The 23366-nt window shown below is 44.2% G+C and carries 18 protein-coding genes; 8 read left to right on the top strand and 10 right to left on the bottom strand.

Features of this window, described 5'->3' with window-relative positions; genetic code table 11:
- Nucleotides 1-85 precede the first annotated feature (85 nt).
- The 5 genes from dnaA (at nucleotide 86) to ACVBIU_RS16365 (ending at nucleotide 7364) form a co-directional block, all read left to right on the top strand.
- Entirely contained in the window at nucleotides 86-1471 is a 1386-nt protein-coding gene (gene dnaA, locus ACVBIU_RS16385) for a chromosomal replication initiator protein DnaA (RefSeq protein ID WP_447161637.1), read from the top strand.
- 19 nt (nucleotides 1472-1490) lie between these two features.
- The gene (gene dnaN, locus ACVBIU_RS16380) at nucleotides 1491-2591 is read left to right on the top strand and encodes a DNA polymerase III subunit beta (RefSeq protein WP_447161638.1); all 1101 of its coding nucleotides are present in this window, start codon (nucleotides 1491-1493) and stop codon (nucleotides 2589-2591) included.
- A 119-nt stretch (nucleotides 2592-2710) separates the two neighbouring features.
- On the top strand, nucleotides 2711-3793 hold the full coding sequence (recF, locus tag ACVBIU_RS16375) for a DNA replication/repair protein RecF (protein WP_447161639.1): 1083 nt from the start codon (nucleotides 2711-2713) through the stop codon (nucleotides 3791-3793).
- A gap of 16 nt (nucleotides 3794-3809) precedes the next feature.
- The gene (gene gyrB, locus ACVBIU_RS16370) at nucleotides 3810-6227 is read left to right on the top strand and encodes a DNA topoisomerase (ATP-hydrolyzing) subunit B (RefSeq protein ID WP_447164291.1); all 2418 of its coding nucleotides are present in this window, start codon (nucleotides 3810-3812) and stop codon (nucleotides 6225-6227) included.
- A 93-nt stretch (nucleotides 6228-6320) separates the two neighbouring features.
- A complete protein-coding gene (locus tag ACVBIU_RS16365; protein WP_447164290.1) occupies nucleotides 6321-7364 on the top strand; it encodes an HDOD domain-containing protein in 1044 nt (347 codons plus the stop codon).
- Between the two features lie 70 nt (nucleotides 7365-7434).
- On the opposite strand, the gene glyS is transcribed toward ACVBIU_RS16365, so the two are convergent.
- Together glyS and glyQ are read right to left on the bottom strand one after the other, a co-directional pair.
- The gene (glyS, locus tag ACVBIU_RS16360) at nucleotides 7435-9504 is read right to left on the bottom strand and encodes a glycine--tRNA ligase subunit beta (protein WP_447161642.1); all 2070 of its coding nucleotides are present in this window, start codon (nucleotides 9502-9504) and stop codon (nucleotides 7435-7437) included.
- Between the two features lie 11 nt (nucleotides 9505-9515).
- Nucleotides 9516-10421 (bottom strand): glycine--tRNA ligase subunit alpha, encoded by a 906-nt coding sequence (gene glyQ, locus ACVBIU_RS16355; RefSeq protein ID WP_447161643.1) that lies wholly within the window; start codon nucleotides 10419-10421, stop codon nucleotides 9516-9518.
- A 117-nt stretch (nucleotides 10422-10538) separates the two neighbouring features.
- Between glyQ and ACVBIU_RS16350 the strand changes: the two genes are divergently transcribed.
- The gene (locus tag ACVBIU_RS16350) at nucleotides 10539-11099 is read left to right on the top strand and encodes a DNA-3-methyladenine glycosylase I (protein ID WP_447164289.1); all 561 of its coding nucleotides are present in this window, start codon (nucleotides 10539-10541) and stop codon (nucleotides 11097-11099) included.
- Between the two features lie 18 nt (nucleotides 11100-11117).
- Here the strand turns inward: ACVBIU_RS16350 and ACVBIU_RS16345 are convergent, their stop codons facing one another.
- The 8 genes from ACVBIU_RS16345 to fadB all read right to left on the bottom strand — a co-directional run bounded on the left by ACVBIU_RS16345 (nucleotide 11118) and on the right by fadB (nucleotide 20951).
- A complete protein-coding gene (locus ACVBIU_RS16345) occupies nucleotides 11118-11783 on the bottom strand; it encodes a hypothetical protein (protein ID WP_447161645.1) in 666 nt (221 codons plus the stop codon).
- A gap of 223 nt (nucleotides 11784-12006) precedes the next feature.
- Entirely contained in the window at nucleotides 12007-15201 is a 3195-nt protein-coding gene (locus ACVBIU_RS16340; RefSeq protein WP_447164288.1) for an amidohydrolase family protein, read from the bottom strand.
- 334 nt (nucleotides 15202-15535) lie between these two features.
- On the bottom strand, nucleotides 15536-15973 hold the full coding sequence (locus ACVBIU_RS16335; protein ID WP_447161647.1) for an MOSC domain-containing protein: 438 nt from the start codon (nucleotides 15971-15973) through the stop codon (nucleotides 15536-15538).
- 34 nt (nucleotides 15974-16007) lie between these two features.
- Nucleotides 16008-16253 carry a sulfurtransferase TusA gene (tusA, locus tag ACVBIU_RS16330; protein WP_447161648.1) on the bottom strand — a complete coding sequence of 82 codons (246 nt, stop codon included), beginning with the start codon at nucleotides 16251-16253 and terminating at the stop codon, nucleotides 16008-16010.
- 147 nt (nucleotides 16254-16400) lie between these two features.
- Nucleotides 16401-16868, bottom strand: a complete 468-nt coding sequence (gene ybaK / locus ACVBIU_RS16325; RefSeq protein ID WP_447164287.1) for a Cys-tRNA(Pro) deacylase — start codon at nucleotides 16866-16868, stop codon at nucleotides 16401-16403.
- Between the two features lie 38 nt (nucleotides 16869-16906).
- Complete coding sequence (locus ACVBIU_RS16320) at nucleotides 16907-17368, bottom strand: GNAT family N-acetyltransferase (protein WP_447161650.1); 462 nt, start codon at nucleotides 17366-17368, stop codon at nucleotides 16907-16909.
- A gap of 247 nt (nucleotides 17369-17615) precedes the next feature.
- Nucleotides 17616-18779: an acetyl-CoA C-acyltransferase FadA gene (gene fadA / locus ACVBIU_RS16315; RefSeq protein ID WP_447164286.1), complete on the bottom strand. Its 1164-nt coding sequence runs from the start codon at nucleotides 18777-18779 to the stop codon at nucleotides 17616-17618.
- 18 nt (nucleotides 18780-18797) lie between these two features.
- Nucleotides 18798-20951 (bottom strand): fatty acid oxidation complex subunit alpha FadB, encoded by a 2154-nt coding sequence (fadB, locus tag ACVBIU_RS16310; RefSeq protein WP_447161652.1) that lies wholly within the window; start codon nucleotides 20949-20951, stop codon nucleotides 18798-18800.
- Nucleotides 20952-21315: 364 nt separating this feature from the next.
- Between fadB and pepQ the strand changes: the two genes are divergently transcribed.
- Together pepQ and ACVBIU_RS16300 are read left to right on the top strand one after the other, a co-directional pair.
- Nucleotides 21316-22638, top strand: a complete 1323-nt coding sequence (gene pepQ, locus ACVBIU_RS16305; RefSeq protein ID WP_447164285.1) for a Xaa-Pro dipeptidase — start codon at nucleotides 21316-21318, stop codon at nucleotides 22636-22638.
- 67 nt (nucleotides 22639-22705) lie between these two features.
- Complete coding sequence (locus tag ACVBIU_RS16300; protein ID WP_447164284.1) at nucleotides 22706-23320, top strand: YigZ family protein; 615 nt, start codon at nucleotides 22706-22708, stop codon at nucleotides 23318-23320.
- Nucleotides 23321-23366: the final 46 nt, after the last annotated feature.

Below are 23366 nucleotides of genomic sequence, written 5' to 3'. Positions count from 1 at the left end.
GGATAAATATATTTAAAGGATAGCGATCAGCGTGATCTCACTATAGAATAGGCCTCTTTTGTATGATCTTTTGGGGATAACTACAGTGGCGGTTTCACTTTGGCAACAATGTATCGCAAGGCTGCAAGATGAGCTACCTGCTCAGCAATTCAGTATGTGGATAAGACCGTTACAAGCAGAAATGGAAGGCGACACACTCGTCATCTATGCGCCTAATCGTTTTGTGTTGGATTGGGTTAGGGACAAATACCTAAATATCATCAACCAATTTTTTACTGAACAAATGGGTAGCGATGCGCCAAATTTGCGCTTTGATATCGGTAGCCGCCCGTCGGCTAAGCCAGTTGTTCAAGCCACTGCAGCAATAAGAACTAGCAGACCTGCTAGTAGAGAAGTTGTTAAGCCTTCTTTTAATACTCCGCATGCAGAGCCAATGGCGAATGCTAATCACCGCAGTAATATTAATCCTACTTACCAGTTTGATAACTTCGTAGAAGGTAAATCAAACCAATTAGGTAAAGCGGCTGCTTTGCAGGTGGCTGAAAATCCTGGTGGTGCTTATAATCCATTGTTCCTTTATGGTGGCACTGGTTTAGGTAAGACTCACCTATTGCACGCTGTTGGTAATGGCATAATTAAAAATAACCCGAATGCAAAAGTGGTTTACATGCATTCTGAGCGTTTCGTGCAAGACATGGTTAAAGCGTTACAAAATAACGCGATTGAAGAATTTAAGCGTTACTACCGTAGCGTGGATGCATTGTTTATCGATGACATTCAATTCTTTGCTAACAAAGATCGATCTCAAGAAGAGTTTTTCCACACCTTTAATGCATTGCTAGAAGGTAATCATCAGATCATTCTTACATCGGATAAATACCCGAAAGAGATCGACGGTGTTGAAGATCGTCTTAAATCTCGTTTTGGTTGGGGCCTAACGGTTGCTATTGAGCCACCAGAGTTAGAAACCCGTGTGGCGATCTTAATGCGTAAAGCGCAAGAGAGTGGCATTAACTTACCTGATGAAGTGGCGTTCTTTATTGCTAAGCGTTTACGTTCAAATGTACGCGAGCTTGAAGGCGCGCTAAACCGTGTTATTGCTAACGCTAACTTTACCGGCCGTCCGATTACTATCGATTTTGTGCGTGAAGCATTGCGCGATTTGCTGGCTCTACAAGAGAAGCTAGTCACTATCGATAATATCCAAAAGACGGTAGCGGAATACTACAAGATTAAGATGGCTGACATGTTATCTAAGCGTCGTTCACGTAGCGTGGCGCGACCAAGACAGATGGCAATGGCGTTATCAAAAGAATTAACCAACCAAAGTTTGCCTGAAATTGGCGATGCATTTGGTGGTCGTGACCATACAACTGTTTTACACGCATGCCGTAAAATTGCCCAGTTGCGTGAAGAAAGTCATGACATTAAAGAAGATTATGCTAACTTGATAAGAACTTTATCTTCTTAATATCAGGGATATTGAATCAATGAAATTTTCAATTGATAGGGACGCCTTGTTAAAACCGCTTCAATTAGTCAGTGGTGCGGTTGAAAGACGTCACAACTTGCCAATCCTGGCAAACCTTCTAGTCGAAGTGAGTAATCACTCACTTAAGTTGACTGGTACCGATTTAGAAGTCGAATTAGTCGGTGAAGTTCAGCTCGAAGGTGAGGTTGTAGAAGGTCGTACTACCGTCCCTGCAAAGAAGTTTTTGGATATCGTTAAGTCTCTGCCTGAACAGGTAGAACTTAAGTTAGAGCAGCAAGACAATCGTTTACTATTACGTTCGGGTCGCAGTCGATTTACGTTGGCTACTTTGCCAGCTGAAGAGTATCCAAATGTCGATGCTTTTGAGGCTGAGATTGAGTTTACCCTGAAGCAGGGCACAATGAAGTCGCTGATTGATGCGACGCAGTTCTCTATGGCTAACCAAGATGTACGTTATTACCTCAACGGTTTGCTACTTGAAACCGAAGGTAACGTGCTGCGCGCTATTGCTACAGACGGACATCGTTTGGCGCTAAGCCATCGTATGATCGAAGCCTCGTTACCTGAAAAGCAAGTTATTGTACCGCGTAAAGGTGTATTGGAGCTGATGCGTTCGTTTGAAGCTGACGATCTCGATGTCACTATTGCGATTGGCGACAATGCGATTAGAGCGACCACGGCAACAGCCACGTTTACCAGTAAGTTAGTTGATGGACGTTTTCCTGATTATCGTCGCGTACTGCCAAAGGGTGGCGACAAAATCGTTATTGCTAGTCGTCTTCAGCTAAAACAAGCGCTACTGCGTGCATCTATTCTGTCGAATGAAAAGTTCCGTGGTGTGCGGGTACAGCTTGAAAATAACTTAATTAAGATCACTGCTAATAATCCTGAACAGGAAGAGGCAGAAGAGATCTTAGATGTTGAATATGACAATACACCGCTAGAGATAGGCTTTAACGTCAGTTACTTACTCGATGTCTTAAATAACCTGCCTTCTGATGATGTACGTATTACCTTGATAGACGGCAACTCAAGTGCGCTTATCGACAACCATATAGAGCAAGACTCTATGTATGTTGTTATGCCAATGCGTTTGTAGTCTACAGCTCTCTCTTCTATAGCTATCAATGACTAACCTGATAAAGGCCTAACGGGTTTTTATCAGGTTAACTTCATAATGAGCCATAGAGCTCTCCTTCGTTGTTATAAAGGTCATCAATGAGTCTTAGCCGTCTTCATATTGAAGCTTTTCGAAATATAACCTCTGCACAATTGCTGCCGGGTGACGGACTTAACTTAATTTACGGTCAGAATGGTAGCGGTAAAACCAGCATTCTTGAGGCGATTTATTTCCTTGGAATGGGGCGGTCTTTTCGCAGTCATCTCTCACAACGTGTGATTAAGAATGACGATGATGCTTTGACCCTGTTTGCCAATATGGAGAACGGTGACGAGCAGAGTAAGATAGGTTTACGCCGATTTAGAAGTGGCGATATTGAAGTTAAAATTAATGGTGATAAAGTAAAGCGTTTATCGACGTTAGCTGAAACCTTACCGATCCAAGTGATCACGCCTGAGAGCTTTTCATTACTGTTCGAAGGGCCAAAATCCAGACGTCAGTTCATTGATTGGGGCGCATTTCATTCTGACCCTCGTTTTTATGCTGCATGGGTCAATGTTCGTCGAATTTTAAAACAGCGAAATCAGTTGCTCAGAGATGGTTCACCCTATAGTTCGATACAATTTTGGGATAAAGAATTTATTCGTTATGCTGAACTGGTAACCGACATAAGAAAGCAATATGTAGACTCGTTAAATGAGCTACTTAAGGGTATAATCGGAGAGTTTTTACCTCAGGTAGATGTTAAGGTTTCTTTCACCCGAGGATGGGATGCGAAAACTGAGTATGCACAGCTACTCGAGACGCAATATCCTAGAGATTTAGCCACAGGCTATACCGTCAGCGGGCCTCATAAAGCGGACTTAAGATTACGAGTAGGAACCCTACCCGCTCAAGACGCTTTATCTCGTGGCCAGTTGAAACTGTTAGTCTGTGCGTTACGCATTGCACAGGGAAAGTTGCTCAAACAACAAATAGATAAAAAAAGTATTTATCTGGTGGATGATCTTCCATCGGAATTGGATGCACAGCATAGAAAACTATTGTTACAGCAATTAGCTGATACCGGGGCACAAGTTTTTGTCACGGCTATTGAGCCTGCAGCAATAGTGGATTCGTTAATCACGCCGCCAAGTAAGATGTTCCATGTGGAACACGGTTGTGTAACGGTAATTGAATAACCGACGAGAGAATAATATGTCAGAGAATAGTTATGATTCTTCGAGTATTAAGGTTCTAAAAGGCCTTGATGCGGTACGTAAGAGACCAGGAATGTACATCGGTGATACCGATGATGGTACAGGTCTACATCACATGGTATTCGAAGTGGTCGATAACTCTATCGATGAAGCGTTAGCGGGCCACTGTAACGACGTCATTATTACCATTCATGCCGATGGTTCGGTATCAGTGCGAGATGACGGCCGTGGTATCCCGGTATCGATCCACGAAGAGGAAGGTATCTCTGCTGCTGAAGTTATTATGACCGTACTTCACGCTGGTGGTAAATTCGATGATAACTCTTATAAAGTATCGGGTGGTTTGCACGGTGTTGGTGTATCTGTTGTAAACGCGCTCTCTTCTAAATTGCAAATGACCATTCGTCGTGAAGGCAAGGTATACGAGCAGTTTTATACTCACGGTGTACCTGATGCACCAATTAAGCCTATCGGTGAAGCGACTAAGACAGGTACAGAAATCCGCTTTTGGCCAAGTACAGAGACATTCACTGATGTCCTGTTCCATTTCGATATCTTAGCTAAGCGTGTTCGTGAATTATCATTCTTGAACTCAGGCGTGGGTATTCGTCTTGTAGACGAGCGCGATAACCGTGACGAATTCTTCAAGTATGAAGGTGGTATCAGTGCATTTGTTGACTACTTGAATGTTAACAAGACACCAGTAAATAAAGAAGTATTCCACTTTATTCAAGAGCGTGAAGACGGTATTACCGTTGAAGTGGCTATGCAGTGGAACGATGGCTTCCAAGAGAATATTTTCTGTTTTACTAACAATATTCCACAGCGCGATGGTGGTACTCACTTAGCGGGCTTCCGTGGTGCATTGACACGTAACCTAAATAACTACATGGAACGTGAAGGTTTTAACAAGAAAGGTAAAACTGCAGCTACGGGTGACGATGCTCGTGAAGGTTTAACTGCTGTTATCTCTGTTAAAGTACCCGATCCTAAGTTCAGCTCACAGACTAAAGACAAGCTTGTTTCAAGTGAAGTTAAGTCAGCTGTTGAGCAAACAATGGGTGAGCAGTTAGGTGATTACCTAATGGAGCATCCAAACGAAGCGAAATTGATCGTCGGTAAGATTATCGATGCTGCACGTGCTCGTGAAGCGGCGCGTAAAGCTCGTGAAATGACTCGTCGTAAAGGCGCATTAGATTTAGGTGGTTTGCCAGGTAAGCTTGCTGACTGCCAAGAGAAAGATCCTGGTCTTTCTGAAATTTACATAGTGGAGGGTGATTCTGCGGGCGGTAGTGCTAAGCAGGGTCGTAACCGTAAGAACCAAGCGATTCTTCCACTTAAAGGTAAGATTCTAAACGTAGAAAAAGCCCGTTTTGACAAGATGTTATCTTCTCAAGAAGTGGCAACACTGATTACTGCACTAGGTTGTGGTATTGGTCGTGATGAATATAACCCTGATAAAACGCGTTATCATAACATCGTTATCATGACCGATGCTGACGTCGACGGCTCGCACATTCGTACACTGCTGTTGACCTTCTTCTTCCGTCAAATGCCTGAGCTGATTGAGCGTGGTTATGTTTATATCGCGCAGCCACCTTTGTACAAGGTGAAGAAAGGTAAACAAGAGCAGTATCTGAAAGATGATCCTGCATTGACAGAATACTTAACAACGCAAGCATTAGATAATGCCAATATCTATCCGTCTCAAGGTGCACCAGGCATGTCTGGTCAACCGCTAGAGCGTTTAGTTAATCAGTATCGTGAAGTTGAAGCTATCATTGCTCGTTTAGAGCAACGTTACCCAACTAATATCACAGATCTAATGCTATATCACCCAGCAATCACTAATGACATGTTGAGTGACGAAGCACAAGTTAAAGCCTGGGCTGATGCATTTGTCGCTGATCTTATTGATAAAGAAACTGGCGGTATCTTATATAGCGCTGAGCCAGTACTTGATCCTGAGCGTCAGGTTTATTTGCCAAAGATTACCATCCGTAAGCACGGTATCGATACACACTATATGTTCTCGTATGACTTCTTCCAGTCTACTGATTACCAACGCATCGTTAAGATTGGTAGTGAAATCAACGGCCTAGTTGAAGACGGCGGTTATGTACAACGTGGCGAGCGTACTAAAGATGTTGTCAGCTTTGTTGAAGCGCTAGAGTGGTTGATGAGCGAATCGAAGCGTGGCTTATACATTCAGCGTTATAAGGGATTGGGTGAAATGAACCCTGAGCAGTTGTGGGAAACTACAATGGATCCTGAGTCACGTCGTATGTTGCAAGTAACCATTGAGGATGCGATTGGTGCTGATCAACTATTTACTTGTTTGATGGGTGATCAAGTTGAGCCTCGTCGTGAGTTTATTGAAGCAAACGCGCTTAATGTGGCAAACCTCGACGTTTAAGTTTAGTTTTATCGGTAAACTTAAATATTGAGTAAAGTCGGTGCTATATGCACCGATTTTTTTTGTTAAAAACCCCGTACTGGTCATAAAAAATTGTTTAGTAAAGCGCTAAAAAAACTGTTTAATATCAGAGAGCAGGTTGTTATTGAGCAACCAAAGAGCTTTAGTGGCTCCATGGAACACTTTCAATCCACACTCAGTGAGCCTAAGCCAATAAAAGCGCAGGCAGCAACAGATGTTGCTGATGTGACGATAGACCTTTCTGCATTGTTCTATAGCCTGTTATTCCCAAGCACCCAGCTAAATGGCACAGCAAACGAGCTTGAAAAAAGTGTATTTAGACGTGTTGAAGCCGCTCTCACATCACCCAAGGCAATTGCTGATCGGGTATTAAAATTGCCGACGCAAATAGCGGCATTAGACCAGCAGCTCGCCGATGAGAATAGCGATACTAAAGCACTGTTAGCCCTAATCGAGCGAGATCCTGTCTTGAGTGTTGAGGTATTAAAGCTATGTAACTCGCCACTGTTTAGACGCAGCGATAAAGAGATCACTAGCTTACAGCTGGCTTTAGTGCAGCTTGGACGTGAGCAGATGCGACGTTTTGTTACTACTGCGATGATGCGTAAAGTTATTGATATTAAACCTATTTATTTTCGTCGTTTCGGCAGTCAAGTATGGCGCCACTCTATGCAAGTGGCTTACTTGTCGAGTGAGCTTGCTCAAGAGGAAGCTGATAGTGCATTTTTATTAGGCTTATTGCATGACGTGGGTAAGATTGCGATTTTTAAGCTGTTATTAGAAGCATTTAAACAAGCAGAACCCGGTGAACAACCTTGCTCTAGTTTATTTCGGCAGGTAATGACAACCAAGTCTTTGAGTCTCAGCGCGCTACTGGCTCGCTATTGGGAGTTACCGTCATTATTTGAGGCAGAGCTCAGCCGTTTAGCTGTCATTGATTCTAAGCCTGCTGGTGGGCTTGCTGAGGTGGTTTGGCGCGCTAATCTTATCAGTGAATGCTCTATGCTATTTGAAGCGGGTAAGTTACAGCCGGAGCAATTAGCACGCTTGTTATTTGAAGCGAGCATAGACCGTGAAACGTTTGAGCAGCTGCATTTGAAACTTGTGCAGTTTTAAGTTTGTTCCTAAAAAGTCCCAATAAAAAACGCGCCAAAGGGCGCGTTTTTATTATTCAGCTACTCAGTGTTTACTGAAGGAGTGAAATATCAGCGGCATGTAAGAACTGCTCACGTAGGCTAGAAAGTAGCGCTAAGCGGTTATTCTTAAGTGCTTCGTCGTCAGCCATAACCATGACATCTTCGAAGAATGTATCAACACTCTCACGCAGGCTCGCAAGCAGTGCTAGCGCTTCTTGATAGTTAGCAGCCGCAAAAAGCGGTGCTAGCTGTGGCTGAAGCTCTGCAAGTTTAGCTGCAAGCGCCTTTTCAGCATTTTCGACAAGTAGTGTGTCATCGATAGCTGCTGGTAGTTCACCTTCAACTTTAGCCAAGATGTTTGATACACGCTTGTTGGCTGCTGCCAGTGCTGATGCTTGCTCTAGTGTTCTAAAGTGAGCAACGGCTTTAATGCGGCTTTCAAAATCAGCTGGTGCAGTAGGGCGGCGAGCGAGTACCGCTAGAATAACGTCGACACTCACACCTTGATCTTGATACCAAGCACGGAAACGCCCCATGAAGAACTCAAGTACTTGCTCTGCAACGTTTTCGTTAGTGAGGTTCTCGCCGTGTAGTTCTTGTGCTTTAGCAATTAAATCAACAAGATCTAGTGGCAAGTTGTTCTCTAAACAGATACGTAGCACACCAATTGCTGCGCGGCGCAGTGCAAATGGATCTGCAGCGCCTTTAGGCGCTTGGCCAATACCAAAAATACCCACTAGCGTGTCGAGCTTTTCTGCCAGTGCAACACAAATAGAGATAGGTGCTGTCGGTACGGTATCGCCAGAGAATTTCGGCTTATATTGCTCAGATAGAGCAACCGCAACGGCTTCAGTTTCACCGTTAAGGCGTGCGTAATGCATACCCATGGTGCCTTGAAGATCGGTAAACTCCATCACCATGTTAGTCATTAAGTCTGACTTAGACAGTAGACCCGCACGCGCAGCTTCTTCGCTGTTAGCATTAATGCTGCTAGCAATATAACCCGCTAAAGCAGATATACGTTCAACACGCTGTTTAATGGTGCCAAGCTGCTTTTGGAATACAACGGTTTCTAAGCTGGCAAGGCGTGCTTCAAGCGACTCTTTCTTATCAGTTTCAAAGAAGAACTCAGCATCGGCAAGACGTGGGCGAACCACTTTTTCGTTACCAGAAATAATCTGCTGTGGATCTTTTGACTCAATGTTAGTCACAAAGATAAAGTTTGGTAGCAACTGACCGGCATTATCAAATACAGGGAAGTATTTTTGATCGCCTTTCATGGTGTATACCAAGGCTTCTGCTGGTACGTCTAAGAACTTTTCTTCGAAGCTGGCCGTTAATACAACTGGCCACTCTACGAGAGAAGTCACTTCTTCTAGTAAGTCATCTTCAAGATCGGCTACGCCGCCAATCTTAGCTGCAGCAGCCTCAGCACCAGCTTTAATAATCGCTTTACGCGCTTCATAATCCGCTAATACTTTACCTTTCTCTTTAAGAGCAATAAGGTAGTTGTCAGCATGATCTAGCTCGAAGCTAGACTCACCCATAAAGCGGTGACCACGAATCACGCGATCAGATTTAATACCTAATAATTCACCATCAACCACTTCGCTACCTAGTAGCATAGTCACCGTATGGACCGGGCGGATAAATTGAGTCGTGTTGCTACCCCAGCGCATAGGCTTAGGAATAGGTAACTTATCTAAAGAGCGCTGCGCCATATCGGCAATCAGGCTTTTAGTTTCAACACCAACAACACGCGCTTGGTGCAGTAACCATTCACCTTTGTCAGTCTTAAGACGCTCAGCTTGCTCAACAGTAATACCGTTACCACGAGCCCAGCCCATAGCGGCTTTTGTTGGGTTACCGTCAGCATCAAAAGCTTGAGCAACAGCAGGGCCGCGCTTTTCAACAACTTTGTCTGCTTGTGCCTGTGCAAGTTGGTTGATGCTAATAGCTAGGCGACGCGGCGCTGCATGCCATACCGCAGACTCAAAGCTTAATTCTGCTTTAGCTAGCTCTTCGGTAAAGTTGGCTAAAAAAGATTCGGCTAGCTTACGCAGTGACTTTGGTGGTAACTCTTCTGTGCCTACTTCAATAAGTAAGTTTTCAAAATTCATCTGTTATTCCTCTACTTACACATTGGGAAGCCAAGCGCTTCACGGGCCTGATAGTAAGACTCAGCTACGCCTTTAGCCATGGTACGAACGCGTAAGATATAACGCTGGCGCTCAGTAACAGAGATAGCGTGGCGAGCATCTAGCAAGTTAAATGCATGAGAGGCTTTCATTACTTGCTCATAAGCAGGTAGTGGAAGTGGCTTTTCTAGTGTCAATAAACGCTCACAAGCTTGCTCACAGTCGTCGAACATCTTGAACAGTACTTCAACATTGGCATGTTCGAAGTTATAAGTTGATTGCTCAACCTCGTTCTGATGGAAAATATCGCCGTACATGATCTTGCCCATCGGGCCATCGGTCCATACAAGGTCGTAGACGCTGTCTACTTCTTGAATGTACATAGCAAGGCGCTCAAGACCGTAAGTAATTTCACCTGTTACGGGCTTACACTCTAGACCACCCACTTGCTGGAAGTAAGTAAATTGAGACACTTCCATGCCGTTCAGCCAAACTTCCCAACCTAGACCCCAAGCACCAAGAGTCGGAGATTCCCAGTTATCTTCTACGAAGCGCACGTCATGCACATTCATATCAACACCAAGGGCTTCTAATGAGCCTAGGTATAGTTCTTGAATGTTACTTGGCGATGGCTTTAGTACTACTTGGAATTGGTAGTAGTGCTGAAGACGGTTAGGGTTTTCACCGTAACGGCCATCAGTCGGGCGACGACATGGCTGAACATAGGCACTGCTCATTGGCTCTGGGCCTAATGAACGTAAGAATGTCATCGGGTGGAATGTACCGGCACCGACTTCCATATCTAATGGTTGAACGATTGCGCAACCTTGCTGCGCCCAGTATTCCTGCAGGGTCATAATGAAGCCCTGGAATGTTTTTACGTCGTGTTTCGTCGTCATATCCGCTTGTCTACTGCCTGGAAGCTTTAATAGAAAATGGTTTCGATTATACCTTGTAGAATAACGCTTATGTAGGTTATTTTTTATCTTACTGACGATAAATTTAGGATTAAGGTTATGGAAGTAACGCGTTGCGGTTGGGTTAGCGCTGAACCCATCTATCAAGAATACCACGACAAGGTATGGGGAAGGCCGGTTTTTGATAGTAGAGAGCTGTTTGAAAAGCTGTGTTTAGATGGTCAGCAAGCGGGTTTATCTTGGATTACTATTCTCAAGAAACAGCAAAATTATGAGGCGGCATTTGCCAATTTCGACCCTAAAATAATCGCAACATTCGATGCCAAAAAAGTCGAAGAGTTATTGCTTAATCCTGGAATTGTACGCAATCGTTTAAAGGTAAACTCGATCATCAGAAACGCAAAAGCCTACCTTGAATTTGTTGAACAGGGTAATGATTTCTCAGCATTTTTGTGGGGTTTTGTTGATGGTTCACCCAAGGTCAACCACTTTACATCTATGAGTGAATTGCCGGCACAAACTCCAGCATCTGAAGCCCTGTCTAAGGCATTAAAAAAGATGGGGTTCAACTTTGTCGGCCCGACAATTTGCTACGCCTTTATGCAGGCTGTGGGCATGGTCAATGACCACACTACGGACTGTTTTTGTTATAAAAAATAACACTCATATCTTAAACGTTTAAGGCTGTGTCATCAGAAGTTGTGATGGGTCTTCTGAGTGCAAATAGATAGCTTTAAACTCGACTTCACCCGTTGTACTTTCAGAGGTATTTACAAAGCTAATATTGCTATCAAACTCCTGTATCAATTTTTTGTTTTTTGCAGTCAATTCGTTAGTGATAAGAGACAGGGCGCAGATTCGTCCAGAACAGACAGTATGCTGTTCATAGATAGCTAAGTCTTTTAGGGCGATTAATTGCTGATTGAGTTTTTCTTGTCGATTAATCGCAAGCTCACTATTTGTGTTTGCGCTAGAAGTTTGCTCGATAAAATCTGCCATACCGACTGTTAATACATGGGTCAAGGCCGCGCCATCAAGAGTACCTTGTTCATTTACAAAGAATGCATTTATCGAAGCCTCATCGACGAGTTTGGTGTATTGATTGTTGAGGCTATCAGGCTGCTGTGTAGAAAGTTGTTGTTTTTGCGTGATTGCCTCTTGTTTCAATCGGTTGCTATCGGCATTTGTTTCCGGTTCTTTTTGGCTCTCTAGAGTTAATGTCTTTTCAGTCGTAAATTGTGGGGTTTGAGTTGTTGTATCTGCTGAGTTTATAAACTGTATTGTGACAATGATAGATAGTGCAGCGCTAACTATAGCTAAAGCAATTACTCTATATGTACTCATGTTTTTATTCCCTAATGTGTAAAGAGTTCCATTCCCTAAGTTTTAATATAATGTATTAGCTAAAGTTAATGAAGGCATTTGAATAAAGGATGTTCCACGTGGAACATCCTTTTTTATTGTTAGCTTTTGGGCTAATAATGCAATTTTTGAATCAAAAAATAATTTCCCTCAAATTTAAAAAACCACAGCTAAGTTACTCAGATTTTAAATTAAAAATTGAAATTTATTCTTCAAAAAAGAACGCTTCTCTCTGCTTACCTCTATTTTTCGAACCACCATTTAATTGGTCCATTGTTTCTGCATTAAACAGTTTACCGTTAACCATGGTGTAAGTTACTCGATCGGTTACGCGAATATCTTCTAGCGGATTACCATCGATAACGATTAAGTCGGCTAGCTTACCTTGCTTGATTGAACCAATTTGGTGATCCATTGCAAAGTGTTTCGCTGGGTTGATGGTGGCCGTTTTTAGAACCTCAAGATTACTCATCCCGCCTTGAGCAAACATCCACATCTCCCAATGAGCGGCCAAACCTTCACGTTGACCATGGGCACCGATATTCGCTTTGATGCCGACTTCATTTAACTCGTTAGCAACGCGAGCCACATTGAAGTGGTTGTAATGCTCATCGGGTGCAGTAGGGCGACGCATGGAGCGGGCGTCTAAAATATCCGACGGTACATACATAGAAAGACGTGGGTGAGCCCAAACATCTGTCTTATCGTACCAATAGTTCTCACCTGAAATTCCGCCATAAGCGACAACGAGTGTTGGCGTATAGCCCACATCGGTTTGTCCCCAGAATTGTTTTATATCGCTATAAACATTGGCTGCTGGTAGCGAGTGTTCAATACCTGTATGACCATCGGCGATCATGGTGAGGTTGTGTTGCAGCAAGCTTCCGCCTTCAGGTACAACCATCATCTCTAGCTCGCGTGCTGCAGCAATAACTTGTTGGCGTTGATTACGACGAGGCTGGTTATAACTCTTTACACTGAAAGCCCCGACTTTCTTGAGGCGCTCTAGGTGGAATTTTGCATCATCTAGCGAGTCGATGTGCGAAGTGTAACCGGGCGCATTAGCACCATATAAAATGGTACCGGTTGAGAATATACGCGGACCTGCAATATTACCGGCTTTCTGTTGCTCTGAAGCGGCAAAGATTTCGGTAGTATCATTTGATGGATCATGAATCGCCGTCACACCTAATGATAGGTTTGAATACAACTCCCAGTTTTGTTGAGGGATGATTTCATTTTCCCCTTGAGCACCGTGAGCGTGAGCATCGAATAAACCAGGCATCAGAGTTTTGCCTTTAATATCGATAACTTTAGCACCGTCTGGAATATCAATTACAGAGGCAGGGCCAACGCTAACAATATGGTTATCTTTGACGATAACCGTACCATTTTCGATGACTTGATCGTTTTCCATGGTGATGATGTTGCCGCCAACGAAGGCGATTGTTCCACGTGGAACATCGGCCTTTTGAGTGAAACCAAGATCGGTAATCGTTGGCTTAACTTTGTTATCTTCAGCCTGTTCATTATATTGAGTATCTACATTCACCTGATACAACTCAGGACCAAGGGTCCAATACAGTTGATCGCTGTCGTTGTTCCAACTAATACTTTCACCCGCACGAACACTTAACTGCTCAACAGGAAGGTTGCTCGCCTTGGGACCAATCTGAACTGTTTCGCCGTGTTTGGCAAAGGGGGTAACGAACACTTTAAAGCGTTCGGCAAAAGCTAACTGTTTACCATCAGGTGATACTCTAAACTCAGTTGCATGCTTACTGGTGTAATGCACGCGTTTCTCGAAACCGTTTAAGCCAATTGAAGCTAGCTGTGGTGTTTCACCGCTTTCCATAAAATAGACGCGGTCGTTATCGGCACCAAACTGTGGTTGGTATCCTTCGGCTGTAATCTTAGTATTGTTATCACCATCAATATCGACTTGGTAAAGGCCCGTTTCTTGAGACCAGGTGCGCGGGGTGATGTAACCGCCTTTGGCTTTACGGTAAACCACGGTCTCACCATCAGGAGAGAAGGTGGGTTCGACATATTTCCCCGGCTCTTCGGTGAGTACCTTTACGCGCTTATTACGTACGCTTGCTAGGCTCACTGTACCTTGCTCTTGGTCATCCCAAGTGGTGAAAACAACACTCTTGCCATCACGAGACCATTGTGGAAATAGTTCTCGCAGTTCACTATCGAGCTTAGTGAGTCGTGACATTTTGCCATCGGGTAAACTCTTAACCCAAATCTTACCTAGTGCTTCAAATGCCACCTTGCTTCCATCTGGTGATACTTGAACCATGCGCAGCATCTTCACATCGAACACATCTTTATCGAGATCCTGTTGGAAACGTACCGCTGGTTGAACTGCGCGCTCAGTTTTTACCGTAAATGGAATTTGCGCTACCGACTTAGACTCAACCTTAAGCTTGTTGATTTTACCCTTGGCCCAAAACACAATCTCTTCGTTATCGGCAGTCCAACTCATGGTTGGATATACCCCATGAATAGCCCAGGTTTCTTGCATGTCACGGTCTAAGTCGCCATATAGCTTTTCTGTTTCACCGGACTTAAGGTCGAGTAGATATAGTGAAGACTGAAAACCGTCACGCTTGATGTAAGCAAGCTTTTTACCATCTGGACTAGGTGTAGGCCTAATGGCACCGCCAGTGCCCTGGATAAGCACTTCGATATCACCTGTTTGAGTATCGTAACGCTTTATCTTATAGATGCCTTTTACTGAGTCTTTTGAATAGTGGAATGTCTTACCTGGTGTCGCATCTTGGCTGAAGTAGATGTAGCGACCATCTGGAGAGTAAGCGGGTTCACCTAAGTCTTTCTGTTCGTTAGGACGTTCTGTTAGTTTGACGCCATCACCACCTGCTACGTGATACATCCATACTTCACCTGCACCCAAGCTTCGACTTCCAGTAAAGTGCTTACGCGCGACGAGATATTGCCCATCAGGGCTCCAGGCAGGACTGTTTAATAAACGGAAGGTTTCTTTGGTTACTGGGCGAGGGTTGCTACCATCAGCTTCCATGATCCAGATATTGTCGCCACCATCTTCATCAGAGGTGAAGGCAATGTATTTACCGTCAGGGCTGTAAACTGGCTGCATCTGCCAAGCGATACCTTCAGCTAGTGGTGTTGCTTCACCACCTGCAATAGGCATTTGATAAATATCACCTAACAGATCAAACACCACATGTTTACCGTCAGGGCTAACACTAACGTTCATCCAGGTTCCTTCATTTACTTCAATCTTTACCTGTTCTAAGGGGGCATTCGCTGGTGCATTAACTTGCCAGGCTTGTTTCTCTTCTTCGGCAATTGTTGGAGTACTGAAGCTAAGGGCAATAGCTGCATATAGGGGGGTAAGCTTATTGTTTAACATGCTAATCCTATGATTCTTGTTATCGTTATAAAGGTGTGACTTCAGGTGTCTCTTCTTAATTGTTGGTGATAGTGCTTAACTGGACGTTAAATCGTGCAACAGTTATCGCACAATTTGCTTAACAGTAAAACAAAAAATCTGTTTCAATTAGTTAAGTTAATACAAGGAAGAAGCGGTCGAGTGTGCGGGGTGTTTGATTGGTTAAGTGTGCAATTGAATAAGGTGAGTATTGTAAGTTAATAGATTTAGATTGGTGGATAGGTGCTTGGCAATAGCTGTTATGAGCAGCTGGGTATTGCTCAGTTATAGCTTAGATAGGCGGCTATAATCATGGCTATATCAATGCAACGTTGTCAGCTATTTTGATATTAGAACCGATGATAACTCTGCAAGTAACGCCACCACGCCAATCTGGCAATAACGCTTTTTCGAGTCCAGGGTAGGCTTGTTCCATCTTCTTACAGGGATCCGTTTCGCCGGTGATCTCCAAAACAAGTTTGCCAATGACAAGTTGCTTACCGACATCTTGTGCAGAGAAACTTATGTCATTGATGAGTAAATTTGCACGGCGGGTAAACCAGGGAAGTTGTTTGTCAATTTCATTGCAAGCGAGCTGCCATTGCTGAATAGACATCACTGTAACTTGGCGATTACCTGGGCGACCAAAGATGTCGTTTTCAACACCTTTGGCTTGGGTGACCTCGGCTTGTTCGACCGTGATCATAGGTCCACGCTTTTCAGTTTTAAATGCAATACCAATTAATGATGCCATGATAATTCCTTTTATCTACTTTGTAAGTTAATGGCTAAAGACCTTTCTTTATCAGATATTGATAAGGTGTCGCTTCTGTTTGGCTAGCGATTAATGTGTGATCCATAAACTCGCAAAAACTTGGGATATCACGGGTCGTTGCAGGATCATCTGCAATAATAAGTAAAGTCTCGCCCTCATTCATGCGTCTTACTGATTTACGCACCATCATTACCGGTTCAGGGCATCTTAGGCCTAAAGCATCGAGTTGATGTTGTGCGGCATTAAATAGTTCGTTCATATTTCCTCGGCTGAACGATTAAACAGAAGTGGCTAATATTACTCCAGCGTCTTGGTTTATCCAAGCGTCTAGCGTTAATTTGTGAGCTCAGGGCTATTCATTGGTTGCAATGTTCCACGTGGAACATTGCAAATTAAAACGAGCCATTTAGGCAGTGATAGGGGCAAACTGCGCTTTTAGCAGCTGCTTGATATCTTCAGGTGCTAATTCGATATCTAGCCCTCGACGACCACCGCTAACAAACATCTTATCGAGCGAAGCTGCAGACTCATCGATTACGGTTATCAGCTGTCTTTTCTGCCCAAGAGGACTGACACCACCAAGTACATAGCCAGAACTGCGCTGCACTTCCACGCCTTCAGCCATTACAGCCTTCTTAGCTTTTGTGGCTTTAGCTATAGCCTTCATGCTGAGCTTTTCCGCAACAGGAATTATCGCCACAGCCAGCTGCTTTGCATCTAGCTTAACGACCAAGGTTTTAAATACTAATTCGGGAGACACTCCAATTTTTTCGGCGGCTTCTAAGCCATAAGCGTGGCAAGCTGGATCGTGTTGATACTCGTGAACTTGATGGGCTATTTTGTGTTTTACCAATAAGTCGATAGCGGGGGTCATTTGTTTACCTAATTGGCGTGCGATTGCGCTTTTTTAAATTATAGTAATTTTTCCATAACCAGCACCTTAATACCGTGATAAATCACTTGTTCTACTGGTTGCCACCCGAGCTTTAGGTACAAGCCTCCAGACTGGTTCTCTGTTTGTAGGTTTATACTCTTGATAGCTAATTGGTTAGCTTTGGCGATAACAGCTTCTACTAGAGACTTAGCCACTTGTTTATTTCTATAGTTAGGGTCTACATATACACCACCGAGCCAGTGCTCTCGTTCCGGGTAGATATCCATCTCATGGTAGCGAAGCTGTGCAGCAGCAATAACCTGTTCACCCTCTTGCGCCAAGATGATCAAAGGCAGTTTGTCACGGTTCAGATAGTTTCCGAGTTTTAGCTCTATCTCTTTAGTGGTTCGGCCTTCTCCTATATGTCCCCATTCATCGCTATACCACTTTGCTATAAGTGGCAGGGCTGATGGATTGTCAGCAAGTAATATAAATTTCATCGCGTGTCCTATGTCTGCCCTTGGTGGTGCGTTATGTCATGTCATGTCTTAAGTTATGTATCAGGGTATTTAATCTAACCTTAGATTACGGTAGTGACCGGACGTTGGCTAGGTGATTTGATTATTGCAATCAGTATAAGAAACTAAGCGATGTGGCATGTTTCGTTTATCAGTGAAGACTGGAGCTATAATGGAGCAACAAAAAAGCCAGCGTAAGCTGGCTTTTATCTATCCGCAGATGAATGCCTTATGGGCGCTCGAAGATAGTAGCAATACCTTGGCCTAAACCAATACACATGGTCGCAAGGCCATATTTAGCATCTTTAGCTTCCATCAGGTTGATCAGCGTTGTTGATATGCGGGTACCTGAACAGCCTAGCGGATGACCGAGTGCAATCGCGCCACCGTTAAGGTTAATCTTTTCATCAACCACATCCATCAAGCCTAAGTCTTTTACGCACGGTAGAGACTGTGCTGCAAAGGCTTCGTTAAGCTCGATAACGTCTAAGTCATCAACGGTGAGACCTGCACGTTTAAGTGCTTTTTGCGTGGCAGGAACAGGGCCGTAACCCATGATTGCTGCGTCACAACCCGCAATTGCCATTGAGCGAATGCGTGCACGAATAGGTAGACCTAATTCTTTGGCTTTCTCTTCTTCCATCACTAGCATGGCCGACGCACCATCAGAGAGTGCTGAAGAGGTGCCTGCGGTAACCGTACCGTTTACAGGGTCAAAAGCTGGGCGTAAACCCGATAGTGATTCCATAGACGTTTCTGGACGGATCACTTCATCGTGCTCAACTTTAATCAAAGCGCCATCTGCGTCATGACCTTCAATCGCCACAATCTCGTTAGCGAAACGGCCTTCAACAGTTGCTGCGTGAGCACGTTGATGTGAACGTACTGCAAAGGCATCTTGTTGCTCACGAGTAATACCGTGCATTTTACCGAGCATTTCTGCAGTAAGGCCCATCATACCTGATGCTTTAGCTACGTTGTTCGCCAGACCTGGGTGGAAGTCGACGCCATGGTTCATTGGTACATGACCCATATGCTCAACACCACCAACGATAAAGGTATCGCCTTGTCCTGTCATAATCGCGCGTGCGGCTTGGTGCAATGCATCCATTGATGAGCCACATAAACGGTTTACGGTAACCGCGCCAACTTGCTTTGGAATGCCAGCTAATAGGGCGGCATTACGAGCGATATTAAAGCCTTGCTCTAAGGTTTGCTGCACACAACCCCAGATAACATCTTCAATAGTATTTGGGTCAAGCTTTGGGTTGCGCTCAAGCAGCGACTTCATTAATTCTGCAGATAGGGTTTCTGCGCGTACATTTCTAAATACTCCCGCCTTTGAACGGCCCATTGGAGTACGAATACAATCTACGATAACGGCGTTTTTCATTGTTCTAATCCTTCCTGCTTAAGCCTGCTGGTAGTAGCTGCCATTATTGGCGGCTAGTTCGCGCATAGTGTCGGTTACTTGGTATAGACCCCCTAAGTGTGCATATTTGTCAGCTAGCGCCACAAAGTTAGCCACACCCATCGTATCTAGGTAACGGAATACACCGCCTCTAAATGGTGGGAAACCAAGGCCATAGACTAGGCCCATATCCGCTTCAGCAGGCGAAGCGATAATTCCTTCTTCAAGACAGCGAACTGTCTCAATAATCATTGGGATCATAGTACGAGCGATGATCTCATCTGACTCAAATGCTTTTTGCTCACCAAACTCAGCTTGTAGTAATTCATAGCTGGTTGGGTCTAAATCTTTCTTTGGCTTACCGCGACGATCTACTGAGTACTGGTAGAAGCCCTTGTTGTTCTTCTGGCCAAAACGCTCTGCCTCGAACATGACATCAATAGCATCTTTACCCGACTTACCCATGCGGTCAGGGAAACCTTCGGCCATAACCGCTTGTGCATGATGGCCGGTATCTAGGCCGACTACGTCAAGCAAGTATGCCGGGCCCATTGGCCAACCAAACTGCTTTTCCATCACCTTGTCGATAGCCGCAAAATCAGCGCCATCAGCGAGTAGACCACTAAAGCCAGCAAAGTAAGGGAACAGTACGCGGTTTACAAAGAAGCCAGGGCAGTCATTAACTACGATGGGTGTTTTACCCATCTTGCTAGCATAAGCCACAACTGAAGCAACCGTTTCTTCAGAGCTGTTCTCGCCACGAATGACCTCAACTAGCGGCATCTTGTGCACTGGATTAAAGAAGTGCATACCACAGAAGCGTTCAGGCTTTTTAAGGCTCTTCGCTAGGAGGTTGATTGAGATAGTCGAGGTGTTTGAGGTGATAATGGCATCGTCACTGACATGCTGTTCAACTTCAGCGAGTACCATAGCTTTAACTTTTGGATGCTCAACCACGGCCTCTACGATAACATCTGCATCTTTTACTGGTGCGTAGTCGAGTGCCGGAGTGATATTGTTCAATACCGCAGCCATTTTGGCTGGCGTTGAACGCCCGCGCTTAACTTGAGCGGTAAGTAGCTTAGCGGCTTCGCCTAAACCTAAATCGAGTGCCGGTTGGGCAATGTCTTTCATCACAATTGGCGTGCCTTTACTAGCACTTTGATATGCGATACCGCCGCCCATGATGCCTGCGCCTAATACCGCAGCCGAGTTAACCTTCTTGGCGAGTTTGCCTGCTTTCTTGGCTTTACCTTTTACGAGCTGGTCGTTAAGGAAGATACCAATGAGCGCTTGTGCAACTTCTGTTTTGGCTAGTTTTACAAATGCTTGATGTTCAATTTGCAATGCTTCTGCGCGGCCGCACTTTGCTGCTTGCTCTACAACGCTAATAACAGCCATTGGCGCTGGGTAATGCTTGCCTGCAATTTTGAAGACCATGCCTTTAGCCGTTGCGAAAGACATCATGGCTTCAAGTTTTGGTAGCGTTAGTGGCGCTTGTTTTTTTGCGCGGCGAGTCTGCCAATCTAGCTTCTCTGCTAGGGCATCTTTGAGCATTTTTACTGCCGCAGATTTAAGTTGCTCTGGTGCAACAACTGCATCAATAGCACCGACTTTTAGTGCGGCATCAGGGCGTTGATCTTTGCCCGAAGTGATCCACTCAAGTGCGTTGTCAGCCCCAATGACGCGAGGTAAGCGAACCGTGCCACCAAAACCAGGGATAATACCTAGTTTAGTTTCAGGTAGGCCAATACGTGCTGTGGTATCTGCTATACGGAAGTCTGTTGCTAAAACGGTCTCGCAACCGCCACCTAGTGCAAAACCATTAATCGCTGAAATAGTTGGGAAAGGCAGGTCTTCTAGCTTGTTGAAAACATCGTTAGCTTGCTCAAGCCAAGAATGTAAAACCGCATCTTCTTCAGTGAAAAGTCCTAAGAACTCAGTGATATCCGCGCCAACGATAAAGGCATCTTTGGCTGAACTTAGCATTAATGCTTGGATACTCGTATCTTGTTTGATGCTGTCGAGTGCAGCATTTAACGAATCGATGGTTTCTCTGTCTAGCTTGTTAACCGACCCTTGTGCTTTAAAGCACAAGTGCGCGATATTGTCTTCGAGTAACTCAACCTCAATTGTAGGGCTTTGGTAGATCATTGCTTGCTTCCTTATAGCTTAAGTTCACTATTCAGATCATTGATGATTTTATTATCTGAATGCGACTTTCTTTGTCACAGCAGCCTAGGCCATCATTTGACCAGTTGTTGCTCAGTGTGCGACTAATCACAAAAAATTACAACACCCAATTTAAACGGTCGTTTGGTTTTTTGTTGCCCAAAATGAATAACTTTTAAAAATCATGAGTTTACTCGCTTGGTGTTTAGCTTTTCAATACAGGTTTCCCTGCTAAAGTTTAGCCTTAAAAGCGAATCATGTGTTTGACGAAAAAATTTAATTGGCTATGTGTTAGACTGAGCCGACGTCGAAAAATTGGCAAAATAATAACAATAGGGTAACCCTTATGGAACAGTTAGCGCATCTCTATCACGACCATATTCAACAACTAAATCGTCGTGTTAGTGAAATCATTTCTCGCGAAAACTTATCGGGCTTAATCATCCACTCAGGTCAGCCTCATAGGCAATTTTTAGATGATATGGATTATCCATTTAAAGTGAACCCACACTTTAAGGCGTGGTTGCCAGTAACCGATAACCCTAATTCCTGGTTAGTGGTGAATGGCACAGACAAGCCACTGTTAATTTTTTATCGCCCGGTCGACTTTTGGCACAAAGTGGCTGAAGAACCGACTGAATTTTGGGCGGATCATGTCGATATTAAGTTTTTGACTAAGGCGGACAAAGTTGCAGAATACCTTCCCGCAGATATCGATGAATGGGCTTATATTGGTGAACATTTAGATGTTGCTGATGTACTGGGCTTTAATCGACGTAATCCTGACTCGGTATTAAGCTACCTTAATTATCACCGGGCAACCAAAACGGATTATGAGTTGGCTTGTATGCGTAAATCCAACGAAATAGCGGTGACTGGGCATCAGGCGGCAAAAACGGCTTTTTATAATGGTGCTAGTGAATTTGAGATCTTGCAGGTTTATCTGTCGGCAATTTCACAAGGTGAAAATCAAGTGCCTTATAGCAGCATAGTCGCACTTAACCAAAACTCCGCTATTTTGCATTACACCGCTCTTGAACATACAGCACCTGCACAGCGTCGTTCATTTTTAATTGACGCCGGTGCTAACTTCAATGGTTACGCTTCAGATATTACTCGCAGCTACGCCTTTGAGAAGAATATTTTCGATGATTTGATTAGCGCAATCGACAATATGCAGTTACAGATCATTGATCTGATGAAGCCAGGTGTGAGCTATGCGCAATTGCACGTTGAAACTCATTATAAGTTAGCGCAGATCTTGTTGGATTTTGATATTGTCAGCGGCGATGTTCATGGGTTAGTCGAACAGGGGATCACAAGTGTGTTTTTCCCCCATGGATTAGGCCATATGTTGGGTGTACAGGTTCATGATATGGGCGGCTTTCTCGGTGATGATAGAGGAACCCATGTTGCGGCACCAGATGCGCATCCATTCTTGCGCTGTACCCGAGAGTTAGATGTTAATCAGGTGCTGACTATTGAGCCTGGTGTTTATATTATCGATTCGCTATTGAGCGAACTGAAACAAGATAAGCGCCAATCACAAATAAACTGGAATACAGTGGATACATTACGCCCATTTGGCGGTATTCGTATTGAAGATAACGTGATTGTTCATAGCGACCGTATCGAGAATATGACGCGCAACTTAGGCCTTAACCGTTAGCATTACGTCATATTACGGGCGATAGTTGCTGATAAAAGACCTAGGGTAATCAGTTGAGAGAAATATTTTGAGTGAAAGTTATCTCATCCCTGCTGCAGAGTTATTGATTGAAGAAGAGATAAAGCATAGTCGCTTTATCTCTTTTCTGTTTCACTGCCAGTCTGTCAAAGAGCTTAAGTGTGTACTTACTAACTTAAAGGTTGAATACCCAGGTGCTAACCATTATTGTTACGCGTTTGTCGGCGGCGCCCCAAATGACAGTATCAATATTGGCTCAAGTGATGATGGTGAACCTTCAGGTAGTGCTGGTCGGCCTATGTTGGCTGCTTTGCAGGGGTCTAACATAGGCGAACTGGGTGCGATTGTTATTCGCTACTTTGGTGGAACTAAACTGGGCGTTGGCGGTTTGGTGAGAGCCTATAGTTCTGGTATCACACACGCTATTGTTCAGCTTGAGACCCAGATTAAGCAGATCCGTTATCCAGGCAAGATGGTATGCGAATATCACCAGCTTAAGGATGTTGAGCATCTTTTAGCGCAGTTTGATGTGTTGGTTGAAGATAAGCAGTTTAGCGACAAGATTGAGATTCAATTTGCTATTCCTAAGCGTTTTAAGGATCCATTGAATCTTGATTTAGCGACCATGAGTAAGGGACAGTTAAAAGCGGTATTTGACGACTAATTTAAAGGCAGATGCAAGAACTGAGCGGATCGTGCCACTTTATATG

The organism is Shewanella sp. 30m-14, assembly GCF_052977125.1.
Note: the sequence above shows the minus strand (reverse complement) of the source record. Positions and strands in the feature narration are given on the sequence as shown.